This window comes from Sedimenticola thiotaurini (genome assembly GCF_001007875.1).
GTDB classification, from domain to species: Bacteria; Pseudomonadota; Gammaproteobacteria; order Chromatiales; family Chromatiaceae; genus Sedimenticola; species Sedimenticola thiotaurini.
In genome coordinates, this window is record NZ_CP011412.1 from 1,877,296 (window position 1) to 1,903,026 (window position 25,731).

The 25,731-nt window shown below is 57.4% G+C and carries 25 protein-coding genes; 4 read left to right on the top strand and 21 right to left on the bottom strand.

Annotation, left to right across the window (positions count from 1 at the left end; genetic code table 11):
• Positions 1-15 precede the first annotated feature (15 nt).
• Positions 16-1,482 (bottom strand): IMP dehydrogenase, encoded by a 1,467-nt coding sequence (gene guaB / locus AAY24_RS08550; RefSeq protein ID WP_046859326.1) that lies wholly within the window; start codon positions 1,480-1,482, stop codon positions 16-18.
• Positions 1,483-1,603: 121 nt separating this feature from the next.
• Between guaB and xseA the strand changes: the two genes are divergently transcribed.
• Together xseA and AAY24_RS08560 are read left to right on the top strand one after the other, a co-directional pair.
• Complete coding sequence (xseA, locus tag AAY24_RS08555) at positions 1,604-2,968, top strand: exodeoxyribonuclease VII large subunit (protein ID WP_046859327.1); 1,365 nt, start codon at positions 1,604-1,606, stop codon at positions 2,966-2,968.
• A 221-nt stretch (positions 2,969-3,189) separates the two neighbouring features.
• On the top strand, positions 3,190-4,425 hold the full coding sequence (locus AAY24_RS08560; protein WP_046859328.1) for a Bcr/CflA family multidrug efflux MFS transporter: 1,236 nt from the start codon (positions 3,190-3,192) through the stop codon (positions 4,423-4,425).
• A 29-nt stretch (positions 4,426-4,454) separates the two neighbouring features.
• Here the strand turns inward: AAY24_RS08560 and der are convergent, their stop codons facing one another.
• From der to AAY24_RS08660, 20 genes are all read right to left on the bottom strand, one after another.
• Positions 4,455-5,843 (bottom strand): ribosome biogenesis GTPase Der, encoded by a 1,389-nt coding sequence (der, locus tag AAY24_RS08565; RefSeq protein ID WP_046859329.1) that lies wholly within the window; start codon positions 5,841-5,843, stop codon positions 4,455-4,457.
• 24 nt (positions 5,844-5,867) lie between these two features.
• Positions 5,868-7,034 carry an outer membrane protein assembly factor BamB gene (gene bamB / locus AAY24_RS08570; RefSeq protein WP_052761150.1) on the bottom strand — a complete coding sequence of 389 codons (1,167 nt, stop codon included), beginning with the start codon at positions 7,032-7,034 and terminating at the stop codon, positions 5,868-5,870.
• Between the two features lie 15 nt (positions 7,035-7,049).
• Positions 7,050-7,676 carry a YfgM family protein gene (locus AAY24_RS08575; protein ID WP_046859330.1) on the bottom strand — a complete coding sequence of 209 codons (627 nt, stop codon included), beginning with the start codon at positions 7,674-7,676 and terminating at the stop codon, positions 7,050-7,052.
• Positions 7,677-7,802: 126 nt separating this feature from the next.
• Entirely contained in the window at positions 7,803-9,071 is a 1,269-nt protein-coding gene (hisS, locus tag AAY24_RS08580) for a histidine--tRNA ligase (RefSeq protein ID WP_046859331.1), read from the bottom strand.
• A 167-nt stretch (positions 9,072-9,238) separates the two neighbouring features.
• The gene (locus AAY24_RS08585; RefSeq protein WP_046859332.1) at positions 9,239-10,228 is read right to left on the bottom strand and encodes a RodZ domain-containing protein; all 990 of its coding nucleotides are present in this window, start codon (positions 10,226-10,228) and stop codon (positions 9,239-9,241) included.
• A complete protein-coding gene (gene pilW, locus AAY24_RS08590) occupies positions 10,225-11,022 on the bottom strand; it encodes a type IV pilus biogenesis/stability protein PilW (protein WP_335337238.1) in 798 nt (265 codons plus the stop codon). Before pilW ends, AAY24_RS08585 begins: the two co-directional genes overlap by 4 nt.
• A gap of 2 nt (positions 11,023-11,024) precedes the next feature.
• Entirely contained in the window at positions 11,025-12,107 is a 1,083-nt protein-coding gene (rlmN, locus tag AAY24_RS08595; protein ID WP_046859334.1) for a dual-specificity RNA methyltransferase RlmN, read from the bottom strand.
• Positions 12,108-12,220: 113 nt separating this feature from the next.
• Positions 12,221-12,649, bottom strand: a complete 429-nt coding sequence (gene ndk, locus AAY24_RS08600; RefSeq protein WP_046859335.1) for a nucleoside-diphosphate kinase — start codon at positions 12,647-12,649, stop codon at positions 12,221-12,223.
• 250 nt (positions 12,650-12,899) lie between these two features.
• Positions 12,900-15,128, bottom strand: coding sequence for a GTP diphosphokinase (gene relA / locus AAY24_RS08605; RefSeq protein ID WP_046859336.1), 2,229 nt, complete (start codon positions 15,126-15,128; stop codon positions 12,900-12,902).
• Between the two features lie 392 nt (positions 15,129-15,520).
• Complete coding sequence (locus AAY24_RS08610) at positions 15,521-16,762, bottom strand: DUF1015 domain-containing protein (RefSeq protein WP_046859337.1); 1,242 nt, start codon at positions 16,760-16,762, stop codon at positions 15,521-15,523.
• Between the two features lie 139 nt (positions 16,763-16,901).
• Entirely contained in the window at positions 16,902-17,096 is a 195-nt protein-coding gene (iscX, locus tag AAY24_RS08615) for a Fe-S cluster assembly protein IscX (RefSeq protein WP_335337239.1), read from the bottom strand.
• 18 nt (positions 17,097-17,114) lie between these two features.
• Positions 17,115-17,453 (bottom strand): ISC system 2Fe-2S type ferredoxin, encoded by a 339-nt coding sequence (fdx, locus tag AAY24_RS08620; RefSeq protein WP_046859339.1) that lies wholly within the window; start codon positions 17,451-17,453, stop codon positions 17,115-17,117.
• Between the two features lie 24 nt (positions 17,454-17,477).
• Positions 17,478-19,349: a Fe-S protein assembly chaperone HscA gene (gene hscA / locus AAY24_RS08625; RefSeq protein ID WP_046859340.1), complete on the bottom strand. Its 1,872-nt coding sequence runs from the start codon at positions 19,347-19,349 to the stop codon at positions 17,478-17,480.
• A 15-nt stretch (positions 19,350-19,364) separates the two neighbouring features.
• Entirely contained in the window at positions 19,365-19,910 is a 546-nt protein-coding gene (gene hscB, locus AAY24_RS08630) for a co-chaperone HscB (RefSeq protein WP_046859341.1), read from the bottom strand.
• Between the two features lie 59 nt (positions 19,911-19,969).
• A complete protein-coding gene (iscA, locus tag AAY24_RS08635) occupies positions 19,970-20,293 on the bottom strand; it encodes an iron-sulfur cluster assembly protein IscA (RefSeq protein ID WP_046859342.1) in 324 nt (107 codons plus the stop codon).
• A 71-nt stretch (positions 20,294-20,364) separates the two neighbouring features.
• Positions 20,365-20,751 (bottom strand): Fe-S cluster assembly scaffold IscU, encoded by a 387-nt coding sequence (gene iscU, locus AAY24_RS08640; RefSeq protein WP_046859343.1) that lies wholly within the window; start codon positions 20,749-20,751, stop codon positions 20,365-20,367.
• Between the two features lie 102 nt (positions 20,752-20,853).
• Entirely contained in the window at positions 20,854-22,068 is a 1,215-nt protein-coding gene (locus AAY24_RS08645) for an IscS subfamily cysteine desulfurase (protein WP_046861147.1), read from the bottom strand.
• 28 nt (positions 22,069-22,096) lie between these two features.
• Entirely contained in the window at positions 22,097-22,615 is a 519-nt protein-coding gene (iscR, locus tag AAY24_RS08650; protein ID WP_046859344.1) for a Fe-S cluster assembly transcriptional regulator IscR, read from the bottom strand.
• 59 nt (positions 22,616-22,674) lie between these two features.
• Positions 22,675-23,499 (bottom strand): serine O-acetyltransferase, encoded by an 825-nt coding sequence (cysE, locus tag AAY24_RS08655; protein ID WP_046859345.1) that lies wholly within the window; start codon positions 23,497-23,499, stop codon positions 22,675-22,677.
• Between the two features lie 129 nt (positions 23,500-23,628).
• Complete coding sequence (locus tag AAY24_RS08660; RefSeq protein WP_046859346.1) at positions 23,629-24,360, bottom strand: RNA methyltransferase; 732 nt, start codon at positions 24,358-24,360, stop codon at positions 23,629-23,631.
• Between the two features lie 127 nt (positions 24,361-24,487).
• Between AAY24_RS08660 and suhB the strand changes: the two genes are divergently transcribed.
• Both suhB and AAY24_RS08670 read left to right on the top strand, forming a co-directional pair.
• Positions 24,488-25,285: an inositol-1-monophosphatase gene (gene suhB / locus AAY24_RS08665; protein ID WP_046859347.1), complete on the top strand. Its 798-nt coding sequence runs from the start codon at positions 24,488-24,490 to the stop codon at positions 25,283-25,285.
• A 124-nt stretch (positions 25,286-25,409) separates the two neighbouring features.
• On the top strand, positions 25,410-25,655 hold the full coding sequence (locus AAY24_RS08670; protein ID WP_046859348.1) for a hypothetical protein: 246 nt from the start codon (positions 25,410-25,412) through the stop codon (positions 25,653-25,655).
• The last annotated feature ends 76 nt before the right edge of the window (positions 25,656-25,731 follow it).

Genomic DNA, 25,731 nt, shown 5'->3' on the forward strand with positions numbered 1-25,731 from the left:
GTTACAACGTGGCGATCAACTCTGGCGATAGTTGGGCGCCTCTTTGGTGATGGCCACATCATGTACGTGCGACTCGCGCATACCGGCGTTGGTCACCCGGACGAACTCCGGCTTGGTGCGCATTTCGTCGATGTTGGCACAGCCAGTGTAACCCATGCTGGCCCGTACGCCACCGATCAGCTGGGTGATCACATTCACCAGCGGACCTTTATAGGGCACGCGGCCCTCGATACCTTCAGGCACCAGCTTGTCGGAGTCCTGGGTATCTTCCTGAAAATAGCGATCAGCAGAGCCGTGCCGCGCCTGCATCGCGCCCAGGCTGCCCATGCCCCGATAGGCCTTGTAGGAACGACCCTGGTAAATCTCCACCTCGCCCGGCGCTTCCTCGGTACCGGCCAGCAATCCACCAATCATCACGGTGTAGGCGCCGGCGGCCAGGACCTTGGCGATATCACCGGAGAAACGCAGACCACCATCGGCGATCAGCGGTACGCCGGTGCCTTCCAGCGCCTCGGCCACGTTGGCCACGGCGGTAATCTGGGGAACCCCGACGCCGGCGACGATGCGGGTGGTACAGATCGATCCGGGACCGATACCGACCTTGACCGCATCCGCACCCGCCTCCACCAGAGCCCGGGCTGCTGCTGCGGTCGCAATATTGCCGCCGATCACCTGCACCTGAGGAAAAGTCTGCTTAACCCAGGCCACCCGATCCAGCACGCCCTTGGAGTGACCGTGGGCGGTATCCACCACGATTACGTCAACTCCGGCTGCCACCAGGGCCTCGACGCGCTCCTCGGTTCCCTCGCCGACCCCGACGGCGGCGCCGACCCGCAGCCGTTCCTGGTCGTCACGACAGGCGAAGGGGTAATCCTTGGCCTTCTGGATGTCCTTCACCGTGATCATGCCGCGTAGCTGGAAGGCGTCGTTGACCAGCAGAATCTTCTCGATACGGTTGGCTCGCAGCTTGGACATCACCTCGTCCCGATCCGCGCCCTCCTTGACCGTGATCAGGCGCTCCTTGGGGGTCATAATGGCCGAGACCGGCTCATTCATACGGGTCTCAAAACGCACATCCCGGTTGGTAACGATGCCCACCAGATCGTCCCCATCAACCACCGGCACCCCGGAGATCTTGTTCGCCTGGGTGATCTTGACCAACTCGCCAATCGTCATGGAGGGCCCCACGGTGATCGGGTCGATAATGACACCGCTCTCGTAGCGCTTGACTGCGCGAACTTCGGCAGCCTGCTGTTCAGCTGTCATATTTTTGTGCATGATGCCGATGCCGCCTTCCAAAGCCATCGCTATCGCCAGGCGGGATTCGGTCACCGTGTCCATGGCAGCGGAAACCAGGGGTATATTTAACCGGATTTCGCGGGTGAACTGGGTGCTCAGGTCCACATCCTTGGGCAATACGCTGGAGTGGGCGGGCAGAAGCAGGACATCATCAAAGGTAAGGGCTTCCTGAACGAGGCGCATAATGGGTTCCCAAGTGAAAGGTGTTTCAGTAAACCGAGTATTATAAAATCTTGATGATTCAAGGTAAACTCAAAATCAATATTTATTTCTAAAACCGAGTCAACGCCAGCGTGGCCCCTTTATGCCCCCCAGTGATACAGAACTTAATTTCCAGCGGGATATCTACAGTGTCTCCCGCCTCAACAGCGAGGTCCGGGCCGTGCTGGAGGGCAGCTTTCCGCTGCTCTGGGTAGAGGGGGAGATCTCCAACCTGGCGCGCCCCGCCTCGGGCCATATCTATTTCACCCTGAAAGATCCCCAGGCCCAGGTGCGCTGTGCCATGTTCCGCATGAAGCGCCAGCGACTGCGCTTCCAGCCGGAAAACGGCCTCAAGGTACTGATCCGGGCCCGGGTGGGCCTGTACGAGGGCCGTGGCGAGTTCCAGCTGGTGGCGGAGCACATGGAGCTGGCAGGCGAAGGGGATCTGCAACAGGCCTTTGACGCCCTGAAACTGAAGCTGCAGCAGGAGGGGCTTTTCGACAGCAGCCATAAACTGCCCCTGCCCCTGCTGCCGAAACGGATCGGGCTGATCACCTCCCCCAGTGGCGCCGCCATCCGGGACGTGCTGAGCGTACTGCAGCGACGACTGCCTGCCGTGCCAATTCTGATCTACCCGACCCAGGTCCAGGGAGAGGAGGCCCCACGCTCCCTGGTCAACGCCCTGCGGTTGGCCGAACAACGCCAGGATTGCGATCTGCTGATCCTGACCCGGGGTGGCGGCTCCCTGGAAGACCTGATGGCGTTCAACGATGAGGCGGTAGCCCGGGTCATCCACGATCTCACCATCCCGCTGATCTCCGCAGTGGGTCACGAGGTGGATTTCACCATTGCCGATTTCGTCGCCGACCGGCGCGCCCCGACCCCGTCAGTGGCGGCGGAGCTGGCCACTCCGGACAGAGAGGAAGTGCTGGACCGGATCAACTCCCTGCAACGGCGTATCCGCCTGGCAACGATCCGCCATCTTACCGATAGCCGCAGGAGCCTGGAGAACCTCACCAAGCGGTTGGAGCGGGGCCATCCGGGTAACCGGTTGCAGCAGCAGCTACAGTACCTGGATGACCTGAGCCTACGCCTGGCGCGCGGTATCCGGAGTCAACTGGACCGGCGCCTGGCGACCATCGGGTTACTGGAAAGTCGGCTGCAGGGAGTTATCCCGACTCACCAGATCCGGCGACAACGGGAACAGTTCGACGGACTCAGTCATCGGCTTATCCTGGCCGCCGCCGCCAACTTGCGCATCAAACGTCAATCCCTCGAATCGGCCATCGGAAAACTGGACACCCTGAGCCCGCTCGCCACACTCCATCGCGGCTACTCCATCACCCGGGTACTGCCGAGCCATGAGCTGTTGCAACAGGCCAGCCAGGTGCAGCCCGGTGACGAACTGGAGACCCGGGTCATGGATGGAACCCTCATCTCGGTGGTTAGCCGTATCGACAGCAATTAACAAGCAAACAAATTGCCGCTGTACGACCCCGATATTTGACAGATTTTCCCCTGATACCGATGGCACAATCCGGGGCGGTCAGACGACGAAAAAGCGTCGTCCTGTCCATCCCATTGGCGACAGGTTGCGTACGATACGAAACAAATACCACACAAATAGATGGATTCTCTGTTTCATGTGTAACTATTGCGCCCAAAACAGAAACCCGTTATGAATGCGCTATGATCTCACCAAAATCCCTTCTCACCGCAGCCATCATTGCCTCTCTGGTAGCCATTGGCCCGCTCTCCACCGACATGTATCTGCCGGCCTTTCCCATGCTGATGCAGAGCTTCGATGCCGATATCAACCAGGTGCAGAATACCCTGAGTATATTTCTGATCGGCTTCGCCCTGGCCCAGCTGATCTACGGCCCGTTGTCCGACCGGTTCGGCCGAAAGCCGGTGTTGATGGGCGGATTACTGCTGTTTGCCCTGAGCAGCCTGGCGATTGTCTTTACCGACTCCATCAGCACCCTCTCAGCGCTGCGCCTGTTGCAGGCCATCGGTGGCAGCGCCGGGCCGGTGCTGGGGCGCGCCATGGTGCGGGACATTTACGGCCCCACGGAATCGGCTCGCCTGCTCTCCTACATCAGTACCGCCATGGCAGTGGCCCCGGCTGCTGCGCCCATTATCGGCGGTTACCTGTTGGTCTGGTTTGGCTGGCACTCCATCTTCCTGTTTCTTGCCGTCTACGGCGCTATCGGTCTCCTGCTACTGGGGATACGCATCCCGGAAACCGCACCGCCTGGCAGCCACCACGTTATGTCCGTCAGCAGTCTGCTGAAAAACTACGGTATTCTGCTGAAACACCCGACCTGGCGCTGGTACACGCTCACTTGCAGCTTTGTCTTTGCCGGGCTGTTCTCTTTTCTGTCCGGTTCATCTTTTATCATCATTGAGTTTCTCGGTTACAAGGAGGAGCAGTTCGGGCTCTTTTTTGCCCTGGTGGTGATCGGTTTCATGCTCGGCACCCAGATCGCCGGTCGCCTGGTACGCCGCATCGGTATCAACCGGCTGCTCGGTTATGGTTCGCTGATCGCCGCCACCGGCGGCATCAGTATGCTGATCCTGGCCCTGGCCGAAGTGCATCATGTGGCTGCGGTGGTGGTGCCCCATATGGTCTATATGGTTGGCGTCGGCATTGTCATGCCGCAATCCATGGCAGGCGCCCTGGCCCCGTTCCCGCACATGGCGGGTGCCGCATCGGCATTACTCGGTTTTATCCAGATGTCGTTCGCTGCCGGCGTGGGTGTACTGGTAGGGCACTATCATGATGGCTCTCCACTCACCATGTCCTTCTCCATCGCCCTGATGGGCACGCTCACTCTGATCAGTTTCCGCCGGCTGCAGCGGATCAATCGGCAAAACGAAGATGATGATCAGGATGGCGAAGAGGAGCCGGCCAGCGCCGCATAACAGCAGACCGGATTGGTGAACGGCTCAGGCTACTTGCGCTTACTATGGGATTTAAGTCGCTGACGCTTCTGCACCTGGCGCTGGGTCAGCTTGTTCTTGCGATCCTTGAAAGGGTTGTCACCCGATTTGAACTCGATGCGGATCGGCGTGCCGGTCAGTTTCAGTACCTCCCGGAAACGGTTCACCAGATAACGTTTATAGGTGGTTGGTACCGCATCGGTCTGATTGCCATGAATCACGATAATCGGTGGATTCTGCCCACCCTGGTGAGCATAGCGCAGTTTGATCCGACGTCCATGCACCATAGGTGGTTGGTGCTCCTGCACTGTCCATTCAAGGATGCGGGTCAACTCCGGGGTGGCCAGTTTGCGGGTGGCATTGGCATAGGCTGAATCCAGCGCCTGGTAGAGTTTGCCCACACCGGAACCGTGCAGTGCGGAGATGAAACGCTTGGCGGCAAAATCGAGAAATGGCAGTTTCCGGTCGATATCATCCTTGACCCGATCCCGTTGGTCCGGTTGCAGGCCATCCCATTTATTGATCACCACCACCAGGGCACGACCGCTCTCCAGAATGTGCCCCGCCAGGGTCGCATCCTGTTCACCAACACCTTGCTGTGCATCCAGCACCAGCATCACCACATTGGCCCGTTCAATCGCCTGCAACGTCTTGATGACGCTGAACTTCTCGATCATTTCACTGACCCGGGCGCGACGCCGGACACCGGCCGTATCGATCAGCGTGTAGGGTTTGTCATCATGGGTGTAGGTGATGAAAACGCTGTCCCGGGTGGTACCCGGCTGGTCAAAAGCGACCACCCGCTCCTCGCCGAGCATCCGATTAACCAGGGTGGATTTTCCCACATTGGGGCGACCCACCACGGCGATCAGGGTGCCGGTATCCTGCTCCGGCGCCAGCCCGTCCGGTTCGGGGAACGCGTCCAGCACGTCATTGATCAGAGAGCGCACGCCACGGCCATGGGCGGCGGAAATGGGTAAGGGCTCACCCAGCCCCAGGGAGAAAAAATCCGCACCGGCCATCGCCCCATCCAGGTTTTCACTCTTGTTCACCACCGCGCTGACCGGCTTGCCGGTACGGCGGAGTTGGCTTGCGATGACGGCATCCGCGGGCGTGCAGCCGGCCCGGGCATCCAGCAGAAAGAGAATATGGTCGGCTTCTGCAATGGCCGCCTGCACCTGCTGTTCCATCAGCTGATCGACCCCGCTCTCCTCGCCACTCAGGCCGCCGGTATCCACTACCACGTAGGGACGGTCGCCCAGCTTACCAACCCCATACTGACGATCGCGGGTCAATCCCGGCTGATCCGCCACCAGCGCATCACGACTTCGGGTCAACCGGTTAAACAGGGTCGACTTGCCCACATTGGGTCGGCCTACCAGGGCAATTACGGGCAGCATGTTTGGCACATTTATACTCGATGATCAGCTATCGGAAATCGTCACGGCAGCCATCTCGCCACCATCCGCATAAATATAGACGACACCATCAATGACCAACGGTGGCGTTGAAATGGCGGACTTTGCAATCCGCACACGTCCTTCCAGGCGACCGTCAACACGGGACAGGAAGTGCAGATAACCTTCAAAATCACCCACCAGTACATGCTCACCCAACACCATCGGAGCCGTCAGCTTGCGATACTGAAGCGCTTTGTTCTTCCAAAGCGCGGAGCCATTACCGGGATCCACCGACACCACATGGTCGGCCTCGTCAGAGACATAGATCTGGCCGTAATCAGCCCCCATACCGGCATAGGATGAGAGCTTACGCCGCCACAGCACGATACCGGTCTGGATCGATACAGCGGTCATTTCACCCTGATAGGTAACGGCATAGACCACGTCGCCAATTACCAGTGGATCGCCGTCGATATCCACCATTCGCTCCAGTTCAGAGCGTCCGCTGGGCGCTGACACCGTGATCTCCCAGAGCAGATCGCCTTTCTGCAGATCCAGCATCACCAACTTACCGCTGGCGAAACCACAGATCACATAACCATCCACGATCACCGGGGAACTGCTGCCATGCAGCGTCAGTACCGGGATGGATCGGTCATATACCCACTTCTCAGCGCCGTTTTCCGCATCCAGCCCAAACAGCTTGCCGTCGATGGTATGCACCACCACCACACCTCGGCCGGCCTTGGGTACTGACAGCACTTCACTGCTCACCTGGGCCCGCCATTTCTCCTGCCCGGTATCCTGTTCCAGGGCAACCACTTCGGCATTACTGGTGCCGAACAGCACCAAACCTTCGCCGGCACCGGGTCCGCCGGAGATCTCCAGTTCAGTATCGACCGACCAGACAGGTCGACCGGTGGCCGCTTCCAGGGCACGCACCGTGCCACTTCGACTGGCACCGTAGATCCGATCCCCCGCCACAAAGGGAACCAGCTTGACCCGCTGTTCATCCGCACCATCGCCGATCGAAGCCGACCAGATCACCCGGGCAGGGACGGAACTGGCCATCTCCACCAGTTCCGCAGGCGGCTCTGAATTGTCCTCATCGGACAGCCAGTTAAGCGGATTCATGGAACTGCAACCAGCCAGCAGGAGCACCAGCGGCAAACTCAACAGATAGCGCGTCATGGGCAATCCTCGGGGTTATTCAGCTGCGGCAAGATCATCGAACTTCATCTGCACCAGGGCGCTGTTGCTCACATCGTATTCCAGCGCCTCCTTATAGGCCTGGCGCGCCGCCGCCGGGTTTCCCTGCTGCAGGGCAATATCACCTTTCAGTTCGGCGAAGTCGCCCCTGAAGCTGTCTGCCGGGGCCTGCGCCACCAATGCGGAAGCCTCATCCAGAGCCCCCTGATCCAACAGCAGTCGGGCCAGACGCAGACGGGCAATCTGCTGCAGGGAGGGGTCGCCCGCCTCGGCAATGACCCACTGCAACTGCGTCTTCGCCCCATCCACATCACCCTGTTGGAATTTCACTTTAGCCAGATCCAGGGCGGCAAACACCGCGTAGGGGGTCTGCCCGTACTGGGTCACGATGGCCTCTGCCTGGCTAACCACAGCTGGCGAATTGGTCGCCACACTGTTGCTCAACAGCTCAAACTGCTGTGAAGCCTGCTCAGTGACCTGCTGCTGATGCTGGCTCCAGTATTGCCAGCCAAACACACCACCCAGGCCGAGAACAATACCGGCGATAACCGACTTGCCGTTCTCTTTCCACCAGTTTTTAAGTGCCTCTACCTGTTCCTCTTCGGACAGATTCACATCAACCATGTTGTCCTCCCTTTCCGCCGCCAGCGGATAAATAATTTGTTACCGGTATCGCCATGCGTCCGCCCGATACTACTCCAGACGACTCGCGCATAGGGCAGCCCGTCTGAAAATCCCGACCGACCGCGGTCAAATCATGTCCCGCAGGTAGTCTGCCAGGCTGTCCAGCGCCACCTGCTCCTGTTCCCGCTCCTCGCGTAGATGCTTGACGCCGATAACCCCCTGGGTTAATTCGTCCTCACCCAACACCAGCGCGAAACGGGCGCCGCTCCGATCCGCTTTTTTGAACTGGCTTTTGAAACTGCCACCACCACAGTGACAGAGCAGGCGCAGTTCAGGCAGTTCCCGCCGCAACCGGTCCGCCAGCAGCACCCCCTGTTTCTGCGGCGTATCACCCACCAGTACCAGATAGGCATCCAGGGTCTGCAACTGCAACGGGTTGTCCCGCTCCTGCAGTAACACAATCAGCCGCTCCACCCCCATCGCAAATCCGATGCCGGGGGTCGGTTTACCACCCAGTTGCTCCACCAGCCCGTCATACCGTCCACCGGCACAGACGGTGCCCTGAGCACCCAGTCGATCGGTCACCCACTCGAACACAGTACGGGCATAGTAATCGAGTCCACGCACCAGGCGGGTATTCACCACATAGGGCACACCGGCGGCGTCCAGCCCCTCGCAGAGGGTCTGAAAATGGGCTTTTGACTCGTCGCCCAGGTAATCCAGAAGCGAGGGAGCCGCTGCAATCAGCTCACGCATGGCCGGATTTTTGGAGTCCAGCACCCGCAGGGGATTACTCTGCAGACGGCGCAGACTGTCTTCATCCAGCTGCGTCTGATGTTCGGTCAGATAGGCGACCAGTTTTTCACGATACACCGCCCGTTCATCGGGAGTACCCAGGGTGTTGATCTGCAGTTCCAGGCCATCCAGACCAAGCGACTCCCAGAAACGCCGGGTCAGCAGAATCATCTCGATATCGATATCCGGACCGCTGAGTCCGTAAGCCTCGGCACCGATCTGGTAGAACTGGCGATAGCGCCCTTTCTGGGGACGTTCATGCCTGAACATAGGGCCGTAGTACCAGATGCGCTGCACCTGGTTATGAAACAGCCCATTTTCAATACCGGCCCGGACACAGCTGGCGGTGCACTCCGGTCGCAGGGTCAGACTGTCGCCATTGCGGTCCTCGAAGGTGTACATCTCCTTCTCAACGATATCGGTCACTTCGCCAATGGATCGTTTGAACAGATCCGTCATCTCCACCACCGGCGTGCGCAGTTCCCGGTAACCGTAACTGTCCAGTACCGTGCGCACTTGCTGTTCCAGGAAATGCCAGATGGGTGTCTGGTCGGGCAGGATATCGTGCATGCCACGAATGGCCTGTATGTTTTTTGCCATTACTCTTTCTATACCATTACTTAACTGTTTCCGGGCTTTCAGGCTGTCCCGTCAATTCAGGCCGTATCAATCCGGCCTGCAGAAGAATTGGTCTCGCTGCAGGTTGCACGACCGGTACAAACAGGCGTGCGGTTTTGGTTGACCAGGGTAACCTGTTCCGTCCTCTCTCACTCAATTCGGAGGGTCAATTTGGCAACGTTGCCGCGGATATGGGGAGCCAGATCATAAGGTTCTCCACGTACCGTAACCCTCACCGCCGACGCGTTGCCGAATACCATCTGATAGGGCGCTTCGCCGCCAAGCACCAGGCGATCACCAGCGACTTTATTACCGATCACCCGAAAATTGCCCGAAGCATCCTTGATGTCGGTCCAACAGGCATCGGAGAAGCTGACGCTGACCACCGCTGACAGGTCGGCCTGGTCAGTTGCTGCAGTGGGCGCCAGACTCTCAGCCAGAGGGGCTTCCACCATCCCCTCCGCACTATCTTCAGTCGGCTCAGAAGATATCTCACCCGGGACCATCGTCCCGGCTTCCGGACCCTCACTGCTCGTCGTGACGCTGGATTCCTCCGGCTCGGTAACGGGCGCATCGAGGATCTCCGGTTTATCCAGCAGTGCCGGTAACGTAACGCTCCCATCCTCTGCCACCAGAGGGCCACCCGGTTCCGCCAGGGATTGATCAACCTGCTGCTCTATCGCCTGGGTATCGCTGCCGGCACTGCCGCCAAGCGGCCACTGCAGATAGCCATACCACCAGGTCACCACCAGGCCGATTATGGCGATCACAATCAACCAGGTAATCAGTCGAATCAAGGTATGACTGCTGCGCACCTCCCGCTTGATCTCTGCCGGTTGCAGATTGGCGTTCTCTTCTTCTGCAGGTCGATAGAGATGAAAGGCATCCAGGATGGGGCCCACCGGCACATCCAGCAGACGGGCATAGTTACGCAGATAACCCTGCACGAACACAGCGCTGGGTAATTTGCTGAAATCATCCGCTTCCAGCGCTTCCAGCATGGAGACGTTCAGATGCAGCAGACTGGCCACCCGGTTGACGTCCATCTCTTTGGCGACGCGAACATCCCGCAACTGTTTTCCAGGGCCCTGGATAACCGGGGTATCAGGTGCCTCTTCGGTATTTTCGGCGGCATTCATTGTCGTTCCAGTTCTCTCAATAGCTGCACTTCCCGGGAATCGGGGAAGTTGTTCTTTAACATCAGCGAATAACTGGACACGGCATTCCGATCACCCAGCACCCGTTCATTCTGAATACCCAGCCAGAGTGACGCCGCAGTTGGTTTGGATCGCTCCAGGAAACGCTGTAGATAGGCCCGGGAAGAGAGGTTCTCGCCGATCTGAAAACTCAATTGCGCCATCTGTATCAGCGCCAGCGGAAAATTCCCGTTGTGCGTCAGGGCACGACGCAGATAGCTCTCGGCCTTTTCCAAATCATTGTTGCGCGAGGCGCAGATGCCGGCGTTGGTCAACGCCACTTCGGGGGTCTGGTAAAGCGGGTTATCCAGCGCCTTCAGAAAAGTTTTATCCGCCTCTTCAAAACGCTGCTGTTTACACAGGTATGAAGCATAGGCGTTTAATACATAGGAGTTTTTCGGGTCCAGTTTCAGGCTGCGATTAAAATGTTTCTCCGCCAGATCAGGCTCATCCAGACGTTCATACAACAACGCGATCACGTTATGAGCCTCGGCATTCGTCGGCTCCACTGCCAACGCCTGTTTGACCTTCTGCAGGGCGACATCAAGATGACCCTCCCGCATATAGGCAACCGCCAGCTTCACATACACGTCGCCCGCACCGGTTCGGCTGCTCTGACCGAAACGGCCGGTATTGTCCACCATATCCGGCGAACTGCCGTCCGGACGCACCCCAGCCTGTTGGCATCCAGCTAAAAACAACAGTGACAACACTCCCAAGATAGAGACCCGACGCACTTTCAACGTACAACTCCTCCTGCATGTTTCAATTCACGACGACTGCGATCCTTCACTCGCCCAACCAGCTGTCCACAGGCCGCGTCGATATCGTCACCACGGGTTTTACGAGTGGTGGTCACAATACCGGACTTGACCAGGCGCTGGCGGAAGGCATCGATCCGCTCCGGGGACGAGCACTGGTAGCGGGTTCCGGGAAACGGATTGAACGGAATAAGATTGATCTTCGAGGGGGTGCCTTCCAGCAGTCTGATCAGCTGTTTGGCCTGTTTATCACTATCATTGATGCCGTCCAGCATCACATATTCCCAGGTCACCTTACGGCGTTTATCACCCCTGAGGTACTCCCGACAGGCGGGAATCAACTGTTCCAGGGGATATTTCTGGTTGATCGGGACCAGTTGGTCACGCAATTCATTGGTCGGCGCATGGAGCGAAACCGCCAGGCTCACTTCGGACAGTTCAGTCAGCTGCCTGAGGGCGGGCACGATACCCGAGGTACTGATGGTAACCCGGTACTTCGACAGCATGTAGGCCAGATCGTCCTGCATGATACGGGTTGCGGTGACCACCGGATCAAAGTTGGCCAATGGCTCCCCCATCCCCATGAACACCACATTGGTAAGGCGTTTGCCAAGCTCATGTTCCGCCACCCATAACTGACCGATAATCTCCGCCGTAGTCAGGTTGCGATTGAACCCTTGCTGGGCCGTGGAACAGAAACTGCAATCCAGCGCACAACCGACCTGGGAAGAGATACAGAGGGTGGCGCGATTGGGTTCAGGGATGTAGACCGATTCGATACGATTATTACAGTCCAGTTCGAGTACCCACTTGTGGGTACCATCCAGTGCCGGCTGATCAAACACCACTTCCGGCACCCGGACTTCAGCCACCTGCTTGAGCTGCTCACGCAGCTTCTTCGACAAGTCGGTCATGGCGTCGAAATCGGTCACGCCGTGTTTGTGAATCCACTTCAGCACATTGCGACCATTGAACGCCTTGGCGCCCAATCCTTCAATGAAGGACTCCAGCCCCTGGCGGTCAAGATTCAGCAGGTTGACTTTCTGTTCAGTGCTCTGCATTACCCCATCACTCCACACGGTAAATTAAAGAGATTGCCCCCACCCCTGCAACCAGGGGTGGCCCGGCAATCAGTGCTCAGACTGAGGCAATGCAGATTGCTCAAGGTATGACCTCAACGCAACCTTTCGCAGACACCTTCGGGAAAGAAGAAGGCAATCTCAGCCGCTGCGGTTTCCGGTGCGTCCGAACCGTGGACGGCATTCTCATCGACGGTTTCAGCGAAGTCCGCACGAATGGTGCCGGGCGCGGCCTCCTGGGGATTGGTGGCACCCATTACCTCGCGATTCTTGGCGATGGCATTCTCACCCTCCAGAACCTGTACCATAACCGGACCTGAAGTCATGAAATCGATCAGATCGTTATAGAAGGGGCGCTCCTTGTGCACCGCGTAGAACTCACCGGCCTGTTCCCGGGTCAGCTGCAACATCTTTGCAGCGACGATTTTAAGGCCCGCTTCTTCAAATCTGCTGTAGATCTTGCCGATAATGTTCTTCGCCACCGCATCCGGTTTCACAATTGAGAAAGTACGCTCGATCGCCATCAAAAACTCCAATAAATTCAAACAATAAAAAAACCATGCCCAGCCAACAGGCTACGCAAGAAATGTGAATTCAGCTCTCTGAAACGACCGCATGCGAATCCCTGACCGGCAGTCGCCTGAAAAAAATCGCACCGTTAAACCGAATGGGTCCGAGAGAATCTGTTTTCTGTTTACAAAATCAGCGCTTAGTTTACCTTGCAGCGGGGGAAACAGGCAATTTATGATTCCAGCACCCCCAACCCGGGCCGCCTCAAACAGCCCGCCTGGCCGACAATACATCGGGCAACTGGGCGATTTTGTCCAGCAGCCGACTGAGCTGTCGCATGTTGCCGATCTCAACAGTAAAACGCATATTGGCCTGGTCCATCTTGCGGTTCGACTGGGTATTCACTCCGAGCACATCCACCTCTTCATTGGTGAGGATAGCGGATATATCCCGCAACAACCCTTTGCGATCAGTAGCGGTGATCTTGATATCCACCTGATAGGAACTGCTGCCCCCTTCACCCGCCCAGGCCACATCCACCAGCCGTTCCCGGTCACTCTCATCCAGGTGCGTAATCATGCCGCAGTCCCGGCGATGCACGGTGACTCCCCGGCCACGGGTGATAAAACCGAGGATGTCGTCATTGGGTACCGGCTTGCAACAGCGCGCTATGTGGGTCATCAGGTCATCCACACCCTCAACGATCACTTCGCTGCGCCCGGCCTTCTTCGACTTGGAGGTCTTGCGATGTGGGGCTGGAGCCTGCTCGACCTGGGTGCTTTTGCGGCTCGGCAGATCATGCGGAACGCCCATCCCCGCCACCTGGATAGGGGATACCTCACCCCGTCCAATGGCCGCCAGCACGTCATCACTCTTCTTGAAATTGAACCGTTTTACCGCAGCGGACAGATCCGGCTTTGGCACGCCCAGCCGGGCAACTTCCCGTTCCAGGCTGATTTTGCCGGCGTGCAGATGCTGCTCATAATCCTGCTGTTTGAACCATTGCCGAACCCGGTTGCGCGCCCGACTGGTTTTCAGGTAGCCCAGGTGGGGGCTGAGCCAGTCGCGGCTCGGACCGCCCTCCTTGACAGTCAGAATCTCCACCAGCTGTCCACTCTCCAACGGCCGGGTAAGCGGACGGATCTTTCCATCGATCTTGGCGCCACGGCAGCGATGCCCCACGTCCGAGTGTATGGCGTAGGCAAAATCGACTGCCGTGGCACCCTTGGGCAGCTCTACCACCTTGCCCTGTGGGGTCAGGACGTAAATCTGCCGGGATTCAAATTCATTCTTCAGATTGTCGACAAAATCTTCCGAACCGGCCGGGTCATCCTTCACCTCAATCCAGTTGCGCATCAGGGAGATACGCCGTTCAAACTCCGCATCCCCTTTACTGCCACCCTCTTTATAGCGCCAGTGGGCAGCCACACCGAGTTCAGCATGTTCATGCATGTCGTGGGTACGGATCTGGATCTCCAGGGTCTTGTCTTCGGGACCAATCACCGCCGTATGAATGGACCGGTACATGTTCGCCTTGGGGGTTGCGATGTAATCGTCGAACTCACCCGGTATGTGGCGCCACAACCCATGTACCACACCGATAGCGGCATAGCAGTCCGCCACACTGTCCACCAGCACCCGAACGGCCCGCAGATCGAATATCTGCTCGAACGGCACCGACTTCCGCACCATCTTCTTCCAGATGCTGTAGATATGTTTCGGTCGCCCGGTGATCTCGGCATCAATATGCATTTCGGCGAACTTCGCCTCCAGAATATCGATCACCTGATCAATATACTCCTCCCGGTCCGTCCGCCGACCATCCAGCTTTTTGGCCAGGTCCTTGTAGGTATCCGGCTCCAGGTAGCGGAGACAGAGATCTTCCAATTCCCACTTTATCTGCCAGATACCGAGCCGGTTGGCCAGGGGGGCGTATATCTGCTGGGTTTCCCGCGCCTCCTTGACCCGCATCGCTTCCGGCAGCGATTTGAGAATACGCATGGTGTGCAGCCGCTCCGCCAGCACAATCAGCACCACCCGGATGTCATCGGCAATACTGAGCAGCATGCGGCGCAGATTCTCCGTATGTGCCAACTCCTTGTCATGCTGACTGACAGCCCGATCCCGGGAGACGAAGCCGATGCGTGCCATGTCATGCACCATGCGGGCAACAGCCGGGCCGAATTTCTTCTCCAGAACCTCCGGATTTACCTGGTCGCCAGGCAACACGTCATGCAGAATAGCGGCCGCCAGGGTTTCCCAGTCCAGATCCATGCCGGCGAGAATTTCCGCCACGGCCAGAGCGTGGCGCAGGGTGGTTTCCCCGGTGACTTCAACACCCTCTCGATGGATCTCAAATGCCAGGTCACACGCCTCGTGCAGCTTTTCCATCTCCTCTGCACTGCGTTTGACAGCCAGCCCCGCCAGCCATACCCGTATATCCCGTTCATCCAGCGCATTGCTTTCAGGAAGGTTGGTGGTAATGCTAACCATCTGAAGTCCTTATAAAAATATCTATCAAAGCCGTGCCAATCATGGTAAAGCCCCGTGCCTGAACATGCCGCCACAACGCAATTTCATATTGGAAAACGGTCATCGAAATGGTCCTCTGTCCATGCGCGGGTATGGCTTGGCTTGAAATAACCACATGGGATTCCGGTGAAATCAGGGCGCATTATTCAGGAAAACGGAACCAATGCCAAACCGCCTCACCAGACCCCAGTTTGGCTTTACAGTCTGTAACAGACACGGGAAAAACCAACTGGTTCACTGCTAAAACAGCCCCGTCAAACCACACGCCCGGCACTCTCGGAGAACCGCTGCTTTTCTGGATCGACTACTCAGTTATAAAACCATTAACCACAGGAATAAACAGGTAACACGGATCATTCAAGCAGGTGGCTGACCAGTCCGTCTGCCAGTTTCGGCTCAAACCAGGTGGACTTTGGCGGCATGATCTGGCCTGCGTCGGCAACCGCCATCAACCCATTCATGCTGGTGGGATAAAGGGCAAACGCAACCGCCCATTCGCCACTGTCGACCCGCTGCTCCAGCGCCTTGAGCCCCCGGATACCACCGACAAAATCGATCCGGCTGTCGGTCCGTTGATCGGAAATTCCCAGCACCGGCTCCAGTATTTCATGGCTCAGCAGGCTCACATCCAGACTCGCCACCGGATCCAGGGACGGTATGCGGGATTCCGGCAGTACCAGTCGATACCAGCTGCCATCCAGGTACATACCAAAATGTCCCGTCTGCTCCGGTTTGACCGGTTCGTCCACGGACTCTACCTGGAAACGCTCACCTATCGCCTGAAGAAACTGGCTTACGGTCATCCCATTTAAGTCCCGGACCACTCGATTGTAGTCCAGAATCTGGGTCTGCTTATGGGGGAAAATCACCGACAGAAAATAGTTATAGGGTTCATTACCCGTATGCTGCGGGTTGGCCAGCTTCCGTTGTGCCGCTACCCGGGATGCCGCTGCTGAGCGATGGTGCCCGTCAGCGATATACAGGGCCGGCAGTTCATCGAACAGCAGGGTCAGCGCGGTAATGCGTGTCCTGTCTGACAACACCCATATCTGGTGTCTTACCGAATCGCTGGCGGTCACGTCCATGGCCGGCTCGCCCTCGGCCGCCCCCCTGAGCAGATCATCGATCCGTTCATCGCTGGGATAGACCAGAAATACCGGACCGGTCTGTGCGTTCAGAGCAGATATCTGCTTGACCCGATCCAGCTCCTTGTCCGGGCGGGTCAGTTCATGCCGCTTGATCCGGCCACTGTCATAGGCGTCCACGGAAGCCGCCGCCACCACACCCAGCTGCGTATGGGCACCCATGGTGAGTCGATAGACGTAGTAACAGTCACGACTGTCGGTGGTAAGTACGCCTTCACGCCGCATGGCGGCCAGATTTTCCGCCGCTTTGGCGTAAACTTCCGGGGCATGGGGGTCGATACCGGCAGGCAGGTCTACTTCAGGACGGGAGATATGCAGGAAACTCCAGGGTCGGTTTTTCACCATCTCCCTGGCTTCCGCCTCACTCAGTACATCATAGGGCGGAGCGGCAACATCCTCGGCACGCCCGTCGGCGGGCCGGAGCCCGGGGAACGCTCTGATCAGCGACATAATTGTCCTCAAAGAATACGCATGGAACGGCAGCCCGATTCAGCGCGCATTGTTCCAAAGCGTTCCCCTGCTGTCCAGACAGAAAGGTTTATCACGACATTAAATCAGAAGAACGCTGATCGTTCCGTCTGATCCCGGGTTATTCCCGCTCTTCGATCCAGGCCATCTGGATCGCTTCCAGAATCCGCTCACCGGTACGCTGCGGATCATCATCAAAATCCGGCAGCTCCATGACCCAGCGATTCAGGTCCACGAAGTTGACATGATTAGGGTCAACATCGGGATATGTCTCATCCAGTTCGATCGCTATATCGAGCGTATCGGTCCATTTCAAACCCATAACTGTTCACCCTCAGTGGTTTTCAGAGACCATGTTGATAGTGTATTTGGGTATCTCGATCACCAGATCCTTATCACCCACGATCGCCTGACAACTGAGCCGGGAGTCCGGCTCCAGGCCCCAGGCCTTGTCCAGCATGTCTTCCTCCACCTCGTCGGCCTCATTCAGTGAATCGCCCCCTTCGCGGAGGATCACATGGCAGGTGGTGCAGGCACAGGATTTCTCGCAGGCGTGCTCTATCTCTATGCCATTCTGATTGGCGGCATCGCATATTGAGATGCCCGGCTCCACCTCGATCACCGCCCCTTCCGGGCAGATCTCTTCATGGGGAAGAAAAATTAGTTGCGTCATGATCAATCCTGATGGCTACTTCGGTTATTCGAATTCTTCAACACTGTGGCCTGACATGGCCTTGCGCACACTGGCGTTCATACGCCGTTCCACATAAAACTCGCAGGTTTTTTCCAGCGCCTCCACGGCCGCTTTGATCGCCCCGTAATCGCCATTCCGATTGGTCTCCGCCAGGGTCTGCAGAGCAGACTCCACCGTGCCCCGCTCATCGGCGCTCAACAGTGCATCGCCGTCATCCGCCAGGGCGGCGGTTAACGCCTCAATCACCCGCTCCGCCTCAACCTGCTGCTCCCGCAGCTTGCGCGCCTCCATATCCTCTTTGGCGTGGTCGAAGGATTCCCGCAGCATCGACTCGATTTCCCCATCAGTCAATCCATAGGAGGGTTTGACCTCAACACTGGCCTTCACGCCACTGCTCTGCTCCTGGGCTTCGACACTGAGCAGACCATCCGCATCCACTGAAAAGGTCACCCGGATGCGGGCCGCACCGGCCACCATGGGGGGAATCCCGCGCAACTCGAAACGGGCCAGCGACCGGTTATCCGCCACCAGTTCCCGCTCACCCTGCAGCACATGTACGGCCATGGCGGTCTGACCATCCTTGAAAGTGGTGAACTCCTGGGCCCGGGCTACCGGAATGGTGGTGTTTCGGGGAATCAGTTTCTCCACCAGGCCACCCATGGTCTCGATACCGAGCGAAAGCGGATTGACATCCAGCAACAACATCTCGTTATCGGATTTATTACCCACCAGAATATCGGCCTGGATTGCGGCACCGATCGCCACTACCCGGTCAGGATCAATATCAACCAGCGGTTCGGTACGGAAAAACTCCCCCACCAGTTCCCGCACCCGCGGCACCCGGGTGGAACCTCCCACCATCACCACATCCTCGATATCCTCGGGCTTCAGACCGGCGTCACGCAATGCCCGACGACAAGGGCCCAGGGTTTTACGGATCAGGGGGTCAACCAGACTGTTGAACTGCTCCAGACTCAACTCACCCTGCCAACGGGTACCGTCAGCCAGGGCAACCGTAATCGGCGCACTGTCGGCCTCGGTGAGCTGCTCTTTCGCCCGGCAGGCGACCTGCAGCAACTGGCGCAGGACAGAACGATCCGCATCCCGGTCAATACCGGCCTGGGCCATGATCCACTCGGCGACCGCATGATCCAGATCATCACCGCCAAGTGCGGAATCACCGCCCGTGGAGAGGACTTCAAACACGCCCTTATTGAGACGCAGGATGGAGATATCGAATGTACCGCCACCCAGGTCATAAATCGCATGCACACCATCGGAGCCGGTATCCAGGCCATAGGCAACCGCTGCGGCAGTGGGCTCATTCAGCAGCCGCAGGACCTTGAGGCCGGCGATGGTCGCCGCATCCTTGGTGGCCTGGCGCTGGGCATCATCAAAATAGGCAGGGACAGTAATAACGATCCCCTCCAACTCGCCACCCAACGACTGTTCCGCCCGTTTGACCAGGGCCTTCAGAATCTCCGCCGAAACCTCCACTGAACTGACATCACCCCGTACTGTGTGGATGCGGGGAACGGCAGCATCACCGGACAGGAACTGATAAGGCAGCTCATTCCCGAGTGACTTCAGATCCTCGACGCCGCGACCGATCAGTCGCTTGACAGAAATAATGGTATTCAGGGGATCGCTGGCAGCCATCTGCTTGGCGTGCTCACCCACTTCGATACCGGTCTTGGTGTAACGCACCACGGAGGGGAGCAGGTGCTCGCCCGCCTCATCCGGCAGGGTAACCGCTTTTCCACTGCGCACAGCAGCAACCAGGGAATTAGTGGTCCCCAGATCAATTCCCGCCGCCAACCGATGCTGGTGGGGTGCGGCGGACTGTCCGGGTTCAGAGAGTTGCAGTAAGGCCATAATCGGGGCGACTCATCACAGGGCGTCATCCAGCTCGGCTTCGAGGGATTCAGCATCATTACCAAGTTTTTTCAGAAATTGCATCTTGAGCAGATTCTCTTTGGCCGCCTCAAGCTGCTCCGGCGTCGACCCCTTGAACTGGACCGCCATCTCATCAACCAGCACATCGATACGCTGCTGTATGTCAGCCATGAAATCGGCGATCACCGCGTAGGGGTCCGGTTTATTGGGCGCCTCTTCCAGCGTTTCCCGAAGTTCCATCTGCTCCATGAGGAACAGGGTATCCCGGGTGGTCTCCTGGCCATTACCCATATCCACACCTTTCAGATCAAGCAGATAACGGGCGCGCCGGACCGGATCCTTCAGTGTCTCGTAGGCCTCATTAATATGCACCGCCCCCTGCATTGAAATGCGGCGCTCCTGTTCAGTTGAGTTGGCGAACCGGTCTGGATGAACTGCTTTCTGTAACTCACGATAATGAGTTGAAAGGTGATCAGCGTCTACTATGTAATCCACCGGCAAACCAAACAACTCAAAGTAGTTCTTCGAGAAATCCAGCATCGCTTTCTATTTACAGTTGTTGGGTAACGGGGGCTCTGCGGCGGCCCCCAAATGACCGGTCAGACGTTGAAGCTTTCGCCACAACCGCAAGCGTCCTTGACATTGGGGTTATTAAATTTAAACCCTTCGTTGAGTCCCTCTTTGGTGTAGTCCAGTTCCGTACCATCCAGATAGAGCAGGCTCTTCGGATCGACCAGCACCTTGACTCCGTGCTGTTCAAAAATCTGGTCATCCGCTTCACTGTCGTCTGCAAACTCCAGCACATAGGCCATGCCGGAGCAACCGGAGGTGCGTACACCCAGCCTGATACCCAGACCGGACCCGCGGTTCTCCAGATAGTTACGTACGTGCCTGGCGGCCGCTTCAGTAATGGTAATACTCATATCGTCTCACTCCGGGATCCAGCACGGCCCCGATCCACATCAACATCAGAGGCAATATAATGCCGGATCAGCTACTCTTTTGCATTCTTGGCGGCGTAATCCTGCACGGCAGCCTTGATAGCATCTTCCGCCAGCACCGAACAGTGTACTTTCACCGGCGGTAGCGCCAACTCTTCGGCAATCTGGGTGTTCTTGATCTGTTGGGCCTCTTCCAGGGTCTTGCCCTTGACCCATTCGGTCAACAGGCTGCTGGAAGCAATAGCCGAACCACAGCCGTAGGTTTTGAACTTGGCGTCTTCGATCACACCCTGTTCGTTGACCTGAATCTGCAACCGCATCACGTCACCGCAAGCAGGTGCCCCGACCATCCCGGTACCAACATTCTTGGCATCCTTATCCATCACACCCACATTGCGGGGGTTCTCATAATGATCCAAGACCTTCTCACTGTATGACATACTCGATTCTCCGGATTCAATGCCCGGCCCGATTCAGGCCGGTAACATACGAAAGCTGTAAATTAAACTGACCTTGTTATCTGTTGAGACAGCGGCGTACTGCTAATGTGCTGCCCACTGGACTGAATTCAGGTCAACTCCTTCCTTGAACATATCCCACAATGGTGAGAGTTCGCGCAGGCGGTTAACCTGCTGACTGATCAGGCTGATCACGTAGTCGATCTCTTCCGCCGTGGTGAAACGACCAATCGTGAATCGGATGGAGCTGTGTGCCAGTTCGTCCGGTCGCCCCAGGGCTCGCAGCACGTAGCTGGGCTCCAGGCTGGCCGAGGTACAGGCCGAACCGGACGAAACGGCAATATCCTTCAGAGCCATGATCAGGGACTCACCCTCGACATAGGCGAAACTGACATTCAGGTTGCCGGCCACGCGACGCTCCAGGTCACCATTGAGATAGATCTCGTCCATCTCCTTGATGCCATTCCAGAGCCGGTCGCGCAACTGGATAATACGTTCGTTCTCCTGCGCCATCTCTTCTTTGGCAAGACGGAAGGCCTCTCCCATACCGACAATCTGGTGAGTTGCCAGGGTGCCGGAGCGCATACCCCGCTCATGGCCGCCGCCGTGCATCTGGGCTTCGATACGTACCCGTGGCTTACGCCGCACATACAGCGCCCCAATACCCTTCGGCCCATACACCTTGTGCGCAGAGAGCGACAACAGGTCGACCTTCATGCGCTCCATATCCAGCGGCACTTTGCCGGCACTCTGGGCGGCATCCACATGAAGCAGGATCTTGCGAGGCCGGGTCATTTCGCCGATCGCCTCGATATCCTGGATCACACCGATTTCATTGTTCACATGCATGATGGAGACCAGAATGGTGTCATCGCGCATCGCGGCTTCGAGCTTACCCAGATCAATCAAGCCATTGGGCTCCGGGTCAAGATAGGTTACTTCAAACCCTTCCCGTTCCAGTTGACGACAGGTATCCAGGACCGCCTTGTGTTCAGTCTTGCTGGTGATGATATGTTTACCCTGCTTCTGGTAGAAGTGGGCAGCACCTTTGATGGCCAGGTTATCCGATTCCGTCGCACCGGATGTCCAGACGATCTCCTTCGGATCGGCATTCAGCAGGGCAGCAACGTCACACCTCGCCTGCTCTACCGCATCATCTGCCGCCCAACCAAAGGTATGGGACCGGGACGCAGGGTTGCCGAACACACCATCCGGCGTCAGATACTGGCACATTTTCTCCGCAACCCGCGGATCAACAGGCGTGGTTGCCGAGTAGTCCATATAGATGGGTAATTTCATCATCACTCCAAAATGTTATTGGTAAATATCAGGCTCTCACGCCCGTACCCACCACGGTGGATCCGAACTTTACATCTGCTGACGAGGCAGCCTTATCAACGGTCTCGGTCAACTCTTTATCCTGGCGCTGGGCCACCTGCTTAACCCCACGCCTCTCCATCAGATCATGCAGACTGATCCGATTAAGATAATCATAAATCTGATCACTGAGATCGTGCCAGAGATCGTGGGTCAGACAACGCTCATTGTCCTGGCAGTTATGGTTACCACCACAGCGGGTGGTATCGACTTTCTCATCCACAGCGGTAATCACCGAAGCGATAAATATCTCATCCGCTTCCTTACCCAGCACATAACCGCCGCCCGGACCGCGAACACTGGCCACCAGCAGTTTTTTCCGTAGTCGAGAGAACAGCTGCTCGAGGTACGAGAGGGAGATTCCTTGCCGCTCAGCAATATCCGCCAGGGTAATTGGCCCCTGCCCTTGATGAAAGGCCAGATCCAGCATGGCGGTTACTGCATAACGTCCTTTAGTAGTTAACCTCACAGCAGCTCTCCTAAAATATTGGATGACGCTAATATATAATACTTGAGTGATTTGATCAACTATTCTGGACTATTACTTTCCTTGGCATGCTCTGCCCGAGGCGAATCCTCAGTACCTTGAATTTTAAGCAATTCTTCAGCTGTGGAGGCAATCTCGCAGGAATCAATTTCGGGCACTTCGAGATCCGGCTGCTCCTCGCTGACACGCCGCAGGATTTCGCACATGGTCTGCATGCGCTGATCCATAACATGAATATGGTCGAGCATGCAGTTGATGGCATGAGCCACCGGATCAGGGGCGTCAGCGGTCGCCCCGTAGGCATCAAACCCCATCTTTTCCGCCGTTGCAGAGCGCCTGGACAGCGCCTCGGAAGAGGCCTCGACCAGACGCGCCGGAACACCGACCACGGTAGTGCCGGCCGGTACCGACTTCAGAACAACCGCATTCGAACCGATTCTGGCGTCATCCCCGATGTCGATCGGCCCCAGCACCTTGGCACCGGCACCCACCACCACGTTATTGCCCAACGTCGGATGTCGCTTTCCCTTCTGCCAACTGGTCCCCCCCAATGTCACGCCATGGTAGAGGGTACAATCGTCCCCGATCACCGCCGTCTCACCAATAACCACACCCATGCCATGATCAATAAAGAAACGACGCCCGATGGTGGCACCGGGATGGATCTCAATACCGGTAATCCAGCGAGCAAAAGTTGACAACAACCTGGCCAGCCAGCAGAGCCCGATATTCCATAACCAGTGATTGACCCGGTAGAGCAGTAATGCGTGCAGACCCGGATAGGTGGTCAATACTTCAAAAGCATTGCGCGCCGCGGGGTCACGCTCAAACACACTGGCCATATCTTCTTTGAGACGGGTGAACATTCCGGGCTTCCGTTAACGCTATTAGAGTTAGAATATCAGTGGAGAACTATTCCCGACTATTCTACTCGATTATTTTGCCGACTGGCCAGTGGGCCCTTTGCCGCCTGATAGAAAAGCGGGTTACTGAAACTACTGCCGCCGCATGGATTTGCGACCCTGAGCCGCACTGAGGATACCGCGCAGGATATTGACCTCTTCCGGGTCGGGTCGGGCCCGTAAAAACAGACGGCGCAGCCGGCGCTGTAACTTCTCTGACTGGCGGGGGTTGCTGAAACCGATATCCAGCATCGCCTGCTGAAGATGCTGAAAAAAACCTTCCAGCGTCTCCATGGATGCGACAGCCTCAAGCTCACCCCTGTCTGCCGGACCGTTATCCGACAGGGACTGGATGTAGATCTCGTAGGCGATCACCTGCAGGGCCTGGGCGATATTGAGCGAACTGTATTCCGGATTGGCCGGAATATGCACCAGGTAGTGACAGCGATCCAGTTCACTATTACGCAGACCGGAACTCTCCCGCCCGAACAGGATTGCCACCTCCCCTTCAGCCGATTCCCGCCACACCTGTTCGGCGCAGGCGCGCGGCAGCAGTTGCGGCCAATGCACGGTTCGCAGTCGGGCGCTGGCACCGACGACCAGCCGGCACCCCTGCAACGCTTCATCCAGAGTTTCATACACTTGACACTGCTCCAGGATACTGTCCGCCCCGGCAGCCCTGGCAGTCGCCTCCGCACTGGGATAGGTACGGGGCGCGACCAGACAGAGTTGCGACAGAGCCATATTTTTCATGGCCCGGGCGGCGGCACCGATATTACCCGGATGGGTCGTCCCGATAAGCACAATCTTGATATTCTTCAACATAGCCGCAAAGCGTACCCGATTCGGCACCTTTTCTCAGCCCGATTTCAGATAAAACAGCAAGAAATTGTGCATTGAAAATGCTGATTTCTCTTTATTAGATGCGCTGGTTGATGTATCTTCCTCGCCCATGCACCCGATGATGAATATTGCTGTCCGCGCCGCCCGCAGCGCCGGTAACATACTCCTCCGATATTACGAGCGAACAGATACCCTGAAGGTTACCCAGAAGGGGCTGAACGATTTTGTATCGGAGGTGGATCGCGCCTCCGAGCAGGCCATAATCGACACCTTGCGGAGCTCTTATCCCAATCACGCCATCCTGGCGGAGGAGAGCGGTAACAAGAGTGGTAACGACTATCAGTGGATTATTGATCCCCTCGACGGCACCACCAATTATCTGCACGGATTCCCCCAGTTTTCCATCTCTATCGCCCTGAAACACCGGGGTGTACTGGAGCATGGCCTGGTCTATGATCCGCTGCGGGATGAGATTTTCACCGCCAGTCGTGGTGAAGGGGCCCTGTTGAACGACCGCCGAATCCGCGTCACCAACCGAAAAAGCCTGGACGGCGCCCTGCTCGGCACCGGCTTCCCCTATCGGGACCAGTCCCACCTGGACGCCTACCTGGGCATGTTCCGGGCCCTGATCAAGGATACCGCCGGTATCCGCCGACCCGGCTCTGCAGCACTGGACCTGGCTTACGTCGCCGCGGGACGCCTGGACGGGTTCTGGGAACTGGGTCTCTCGGAGTGGGATTTCGCCGCCGGCGCACTGCTGGTCAAAGAGGCCGGCGGTACCGTATCGGATATCAATGGTGGTGGACGCTTCTTCGAGACCGGTAACATCATCGCCGGTGGCCTGCGCCTCCATTCCGCCATGGCCAGCGTCATCCGCCCCCACCTTACCGACCATCTGCGCGGCTGAGTGCCGCCACTGCGGGAGAGAGAACCCACTCTCCCGCAGCCTCAAGTATTCTCCCAACCGACCGATAACCGGATTAAGTCAATGAGGACGCCCTCTTTATTGTGGAATCCGGAGATCCAGCGGCATGAAGGACAATTCAGCTACAACCACCAACGTCGGTGAAGGCGCACTGGAGATGATCATGCGCGACGTGCTGGACGGACTGTTGGAACTCTCCCTGGAATCCTCGCTCTGCGCCGACATCGACGGACTCGACATCCTGGAGATCCGTCATCCGGCCTACCATCCATACTGGCATGAAGAGCACGATGCGAGCGTGGGCGACGCCACCATCATCGACTTCCCTGACCAGCGGCGGGCCTGCGGCTGAGTCAAACGCCAGAATACAAAAAAAGCCCGCTGGAATCATTGGTCCAGTGGGCTTTTTTTCGTTCAGTCGATCGCCT

Excerpts from the sequence above, each read along its gene's own strand:
- guaB (WP_046859326.1), bottom strand. The coding sequence starts at position 1,482 with ATGCGCCTCGTTCAGGAAGCCCTTACCTTTGATGATGTCCTGCTTCTG.
- xseA (WP_046859327.1), top strand. The coding sequence starts at position 1,604 with ATGCCCCCCAGTGATACAGAACTTAATTTCCAGCGGGATATCTACAGT.
- AAY24_RS08560 (WP_046859328.1), top strand. The coding sequence starts at position 3,190 with ATGATCTCACCAAAATCCCTTCTCACCGCAGCCATCATTGCCTCTCTG.
- der (WP_046859329.1), bottom strand. The coding sequence starts at position 5,843 with ATGCTGCCCGTAATTGCCCTGGTAGGCCGACCCAATGTGGGCAAGTCG.
- bamB (WP_052761150.1), bottom strand. The coding sequence starts at position 7,034 with ATGACGCGCTATCTGTTGAGTTTGCCGCTGGTGCTCCTGCTGGCTGGT.
- AAY24_RS08575 (WP_046859330.1), bottom strand. The coding sequence starts at position 7,676 with ATGGTTGATGTGAATCTGTCCGAAGAGGAACAGGTAGAGGCACTTAAA.
- hisS (WP_046859331.1), bottom strand. The coding sequence starts at position 9,071 with ATGGCAAAAAACATACAGGCCATTCGTGGCATGCACGATATCCTGCCC.
- AAY24_RS08585 (WP_046859332.1), bottom strand. The coding sequence starts at position 10,228 with ATGAATGCCGCCGAAAATACCGAAGAGGCACCTGATACCCCGGTTATC.
- rlmN (WP_046859334.1), bottom strand. The coding sequence starts at position 12,107 with ATGCAGAGCACTGAACAGAAAGTCAACCTGCTGAATCTTGACCGCCAG.
- ndk (WP_046859335.1), bottom strand. The coding sequence starts at position 12,649 with ATGGCGATCGAGCGTACTTTCTCAATTGTGAAACCGGATGCGGTGGCG.
- relA (WP_046859336.1), bottom strand. The coding sequence starts at position 15,128 with ATGGTTAGCATTACCACCAACCTTCCTGAAAGCAATGCGCTGGATGAA.
- AAY24_RS08610 (WP_046859337.1), bottom strand. The coding sequence starts at position 16,762 with ATGTCGCTGATCAGAGCGTTCCCCGGGCTCCGGCCCGCCGACGGGCGT.
- fdx (WP_046859339.1), bottom strand. The coding sequence starts at position 17,453 with ATGACGCAACTAATTTTTCTTCCCCATGAAGAGATCTGCCCGGAAGGG.
- hscA (WP_046859340.1), bottom strand. The coding sequence starts at position 19,349 with ATGGCCTTACTGCAACTCTCTGAACCCGGACAGTCCGCCGCACCCCAC.
- hscB (WP_046859341.1), bottom strand. The coding sequence starts at position 19,910 with ATGCTGGATTTCTCGAAGAACTACTTTGAGTTGTTTGGTTTGCCGGTG.
- iscA (WP_046859342.1), bottom strand. The coding sequence starts at position 20,293 with ATGAGTATTACCATTACTGAAGCGGCCGCCAGGCACGTACGTAACTAT.
- iscU (WP_046859343.1), bottom strand. The coding sequence starts at position 20,751 with ATGTCATACAGTGAGAAGGTCTTGGATCATTATGAGAACCCCCGCAAT.
- AAY24_RS08645 (WP_046861147.1), bottom strand. The coding sequence starts at position 22,068 with ATGAAATTACCCATCTATATGGACTACTCGGCAACCACGCCTGTTGAT.
- cysE (WP_046859345.1), bottom strand. The coding sequence starts at position 23,499 with ATGTTCACCCGTCTCAAAGAAGATATGGCCAGTGTGTTTGAGCGTGAC.
- AAY24_RS08660 (WP_046859346.1), bottom strand. The coding sequence starts at position 24,360 with ATGTTGAAGAATATCAAGATTGTGCTTATCGGGACGACCCATCCGGGT.
- suhB (WP_046859347.1), top strand. The coding sequence starts at position 24,488 with ATGCACCCGATGATGAATATTGCTGTCCGCGCCGCCCGCAGCGCCGGT.
- AAY24_RS08670 (WP_046859348.1), top strand. The coding sequence starts at position 25,410 with ATGAAGGACAATTCAGCTACAACCACCAACGTCGGTGAAGGCGCACTG.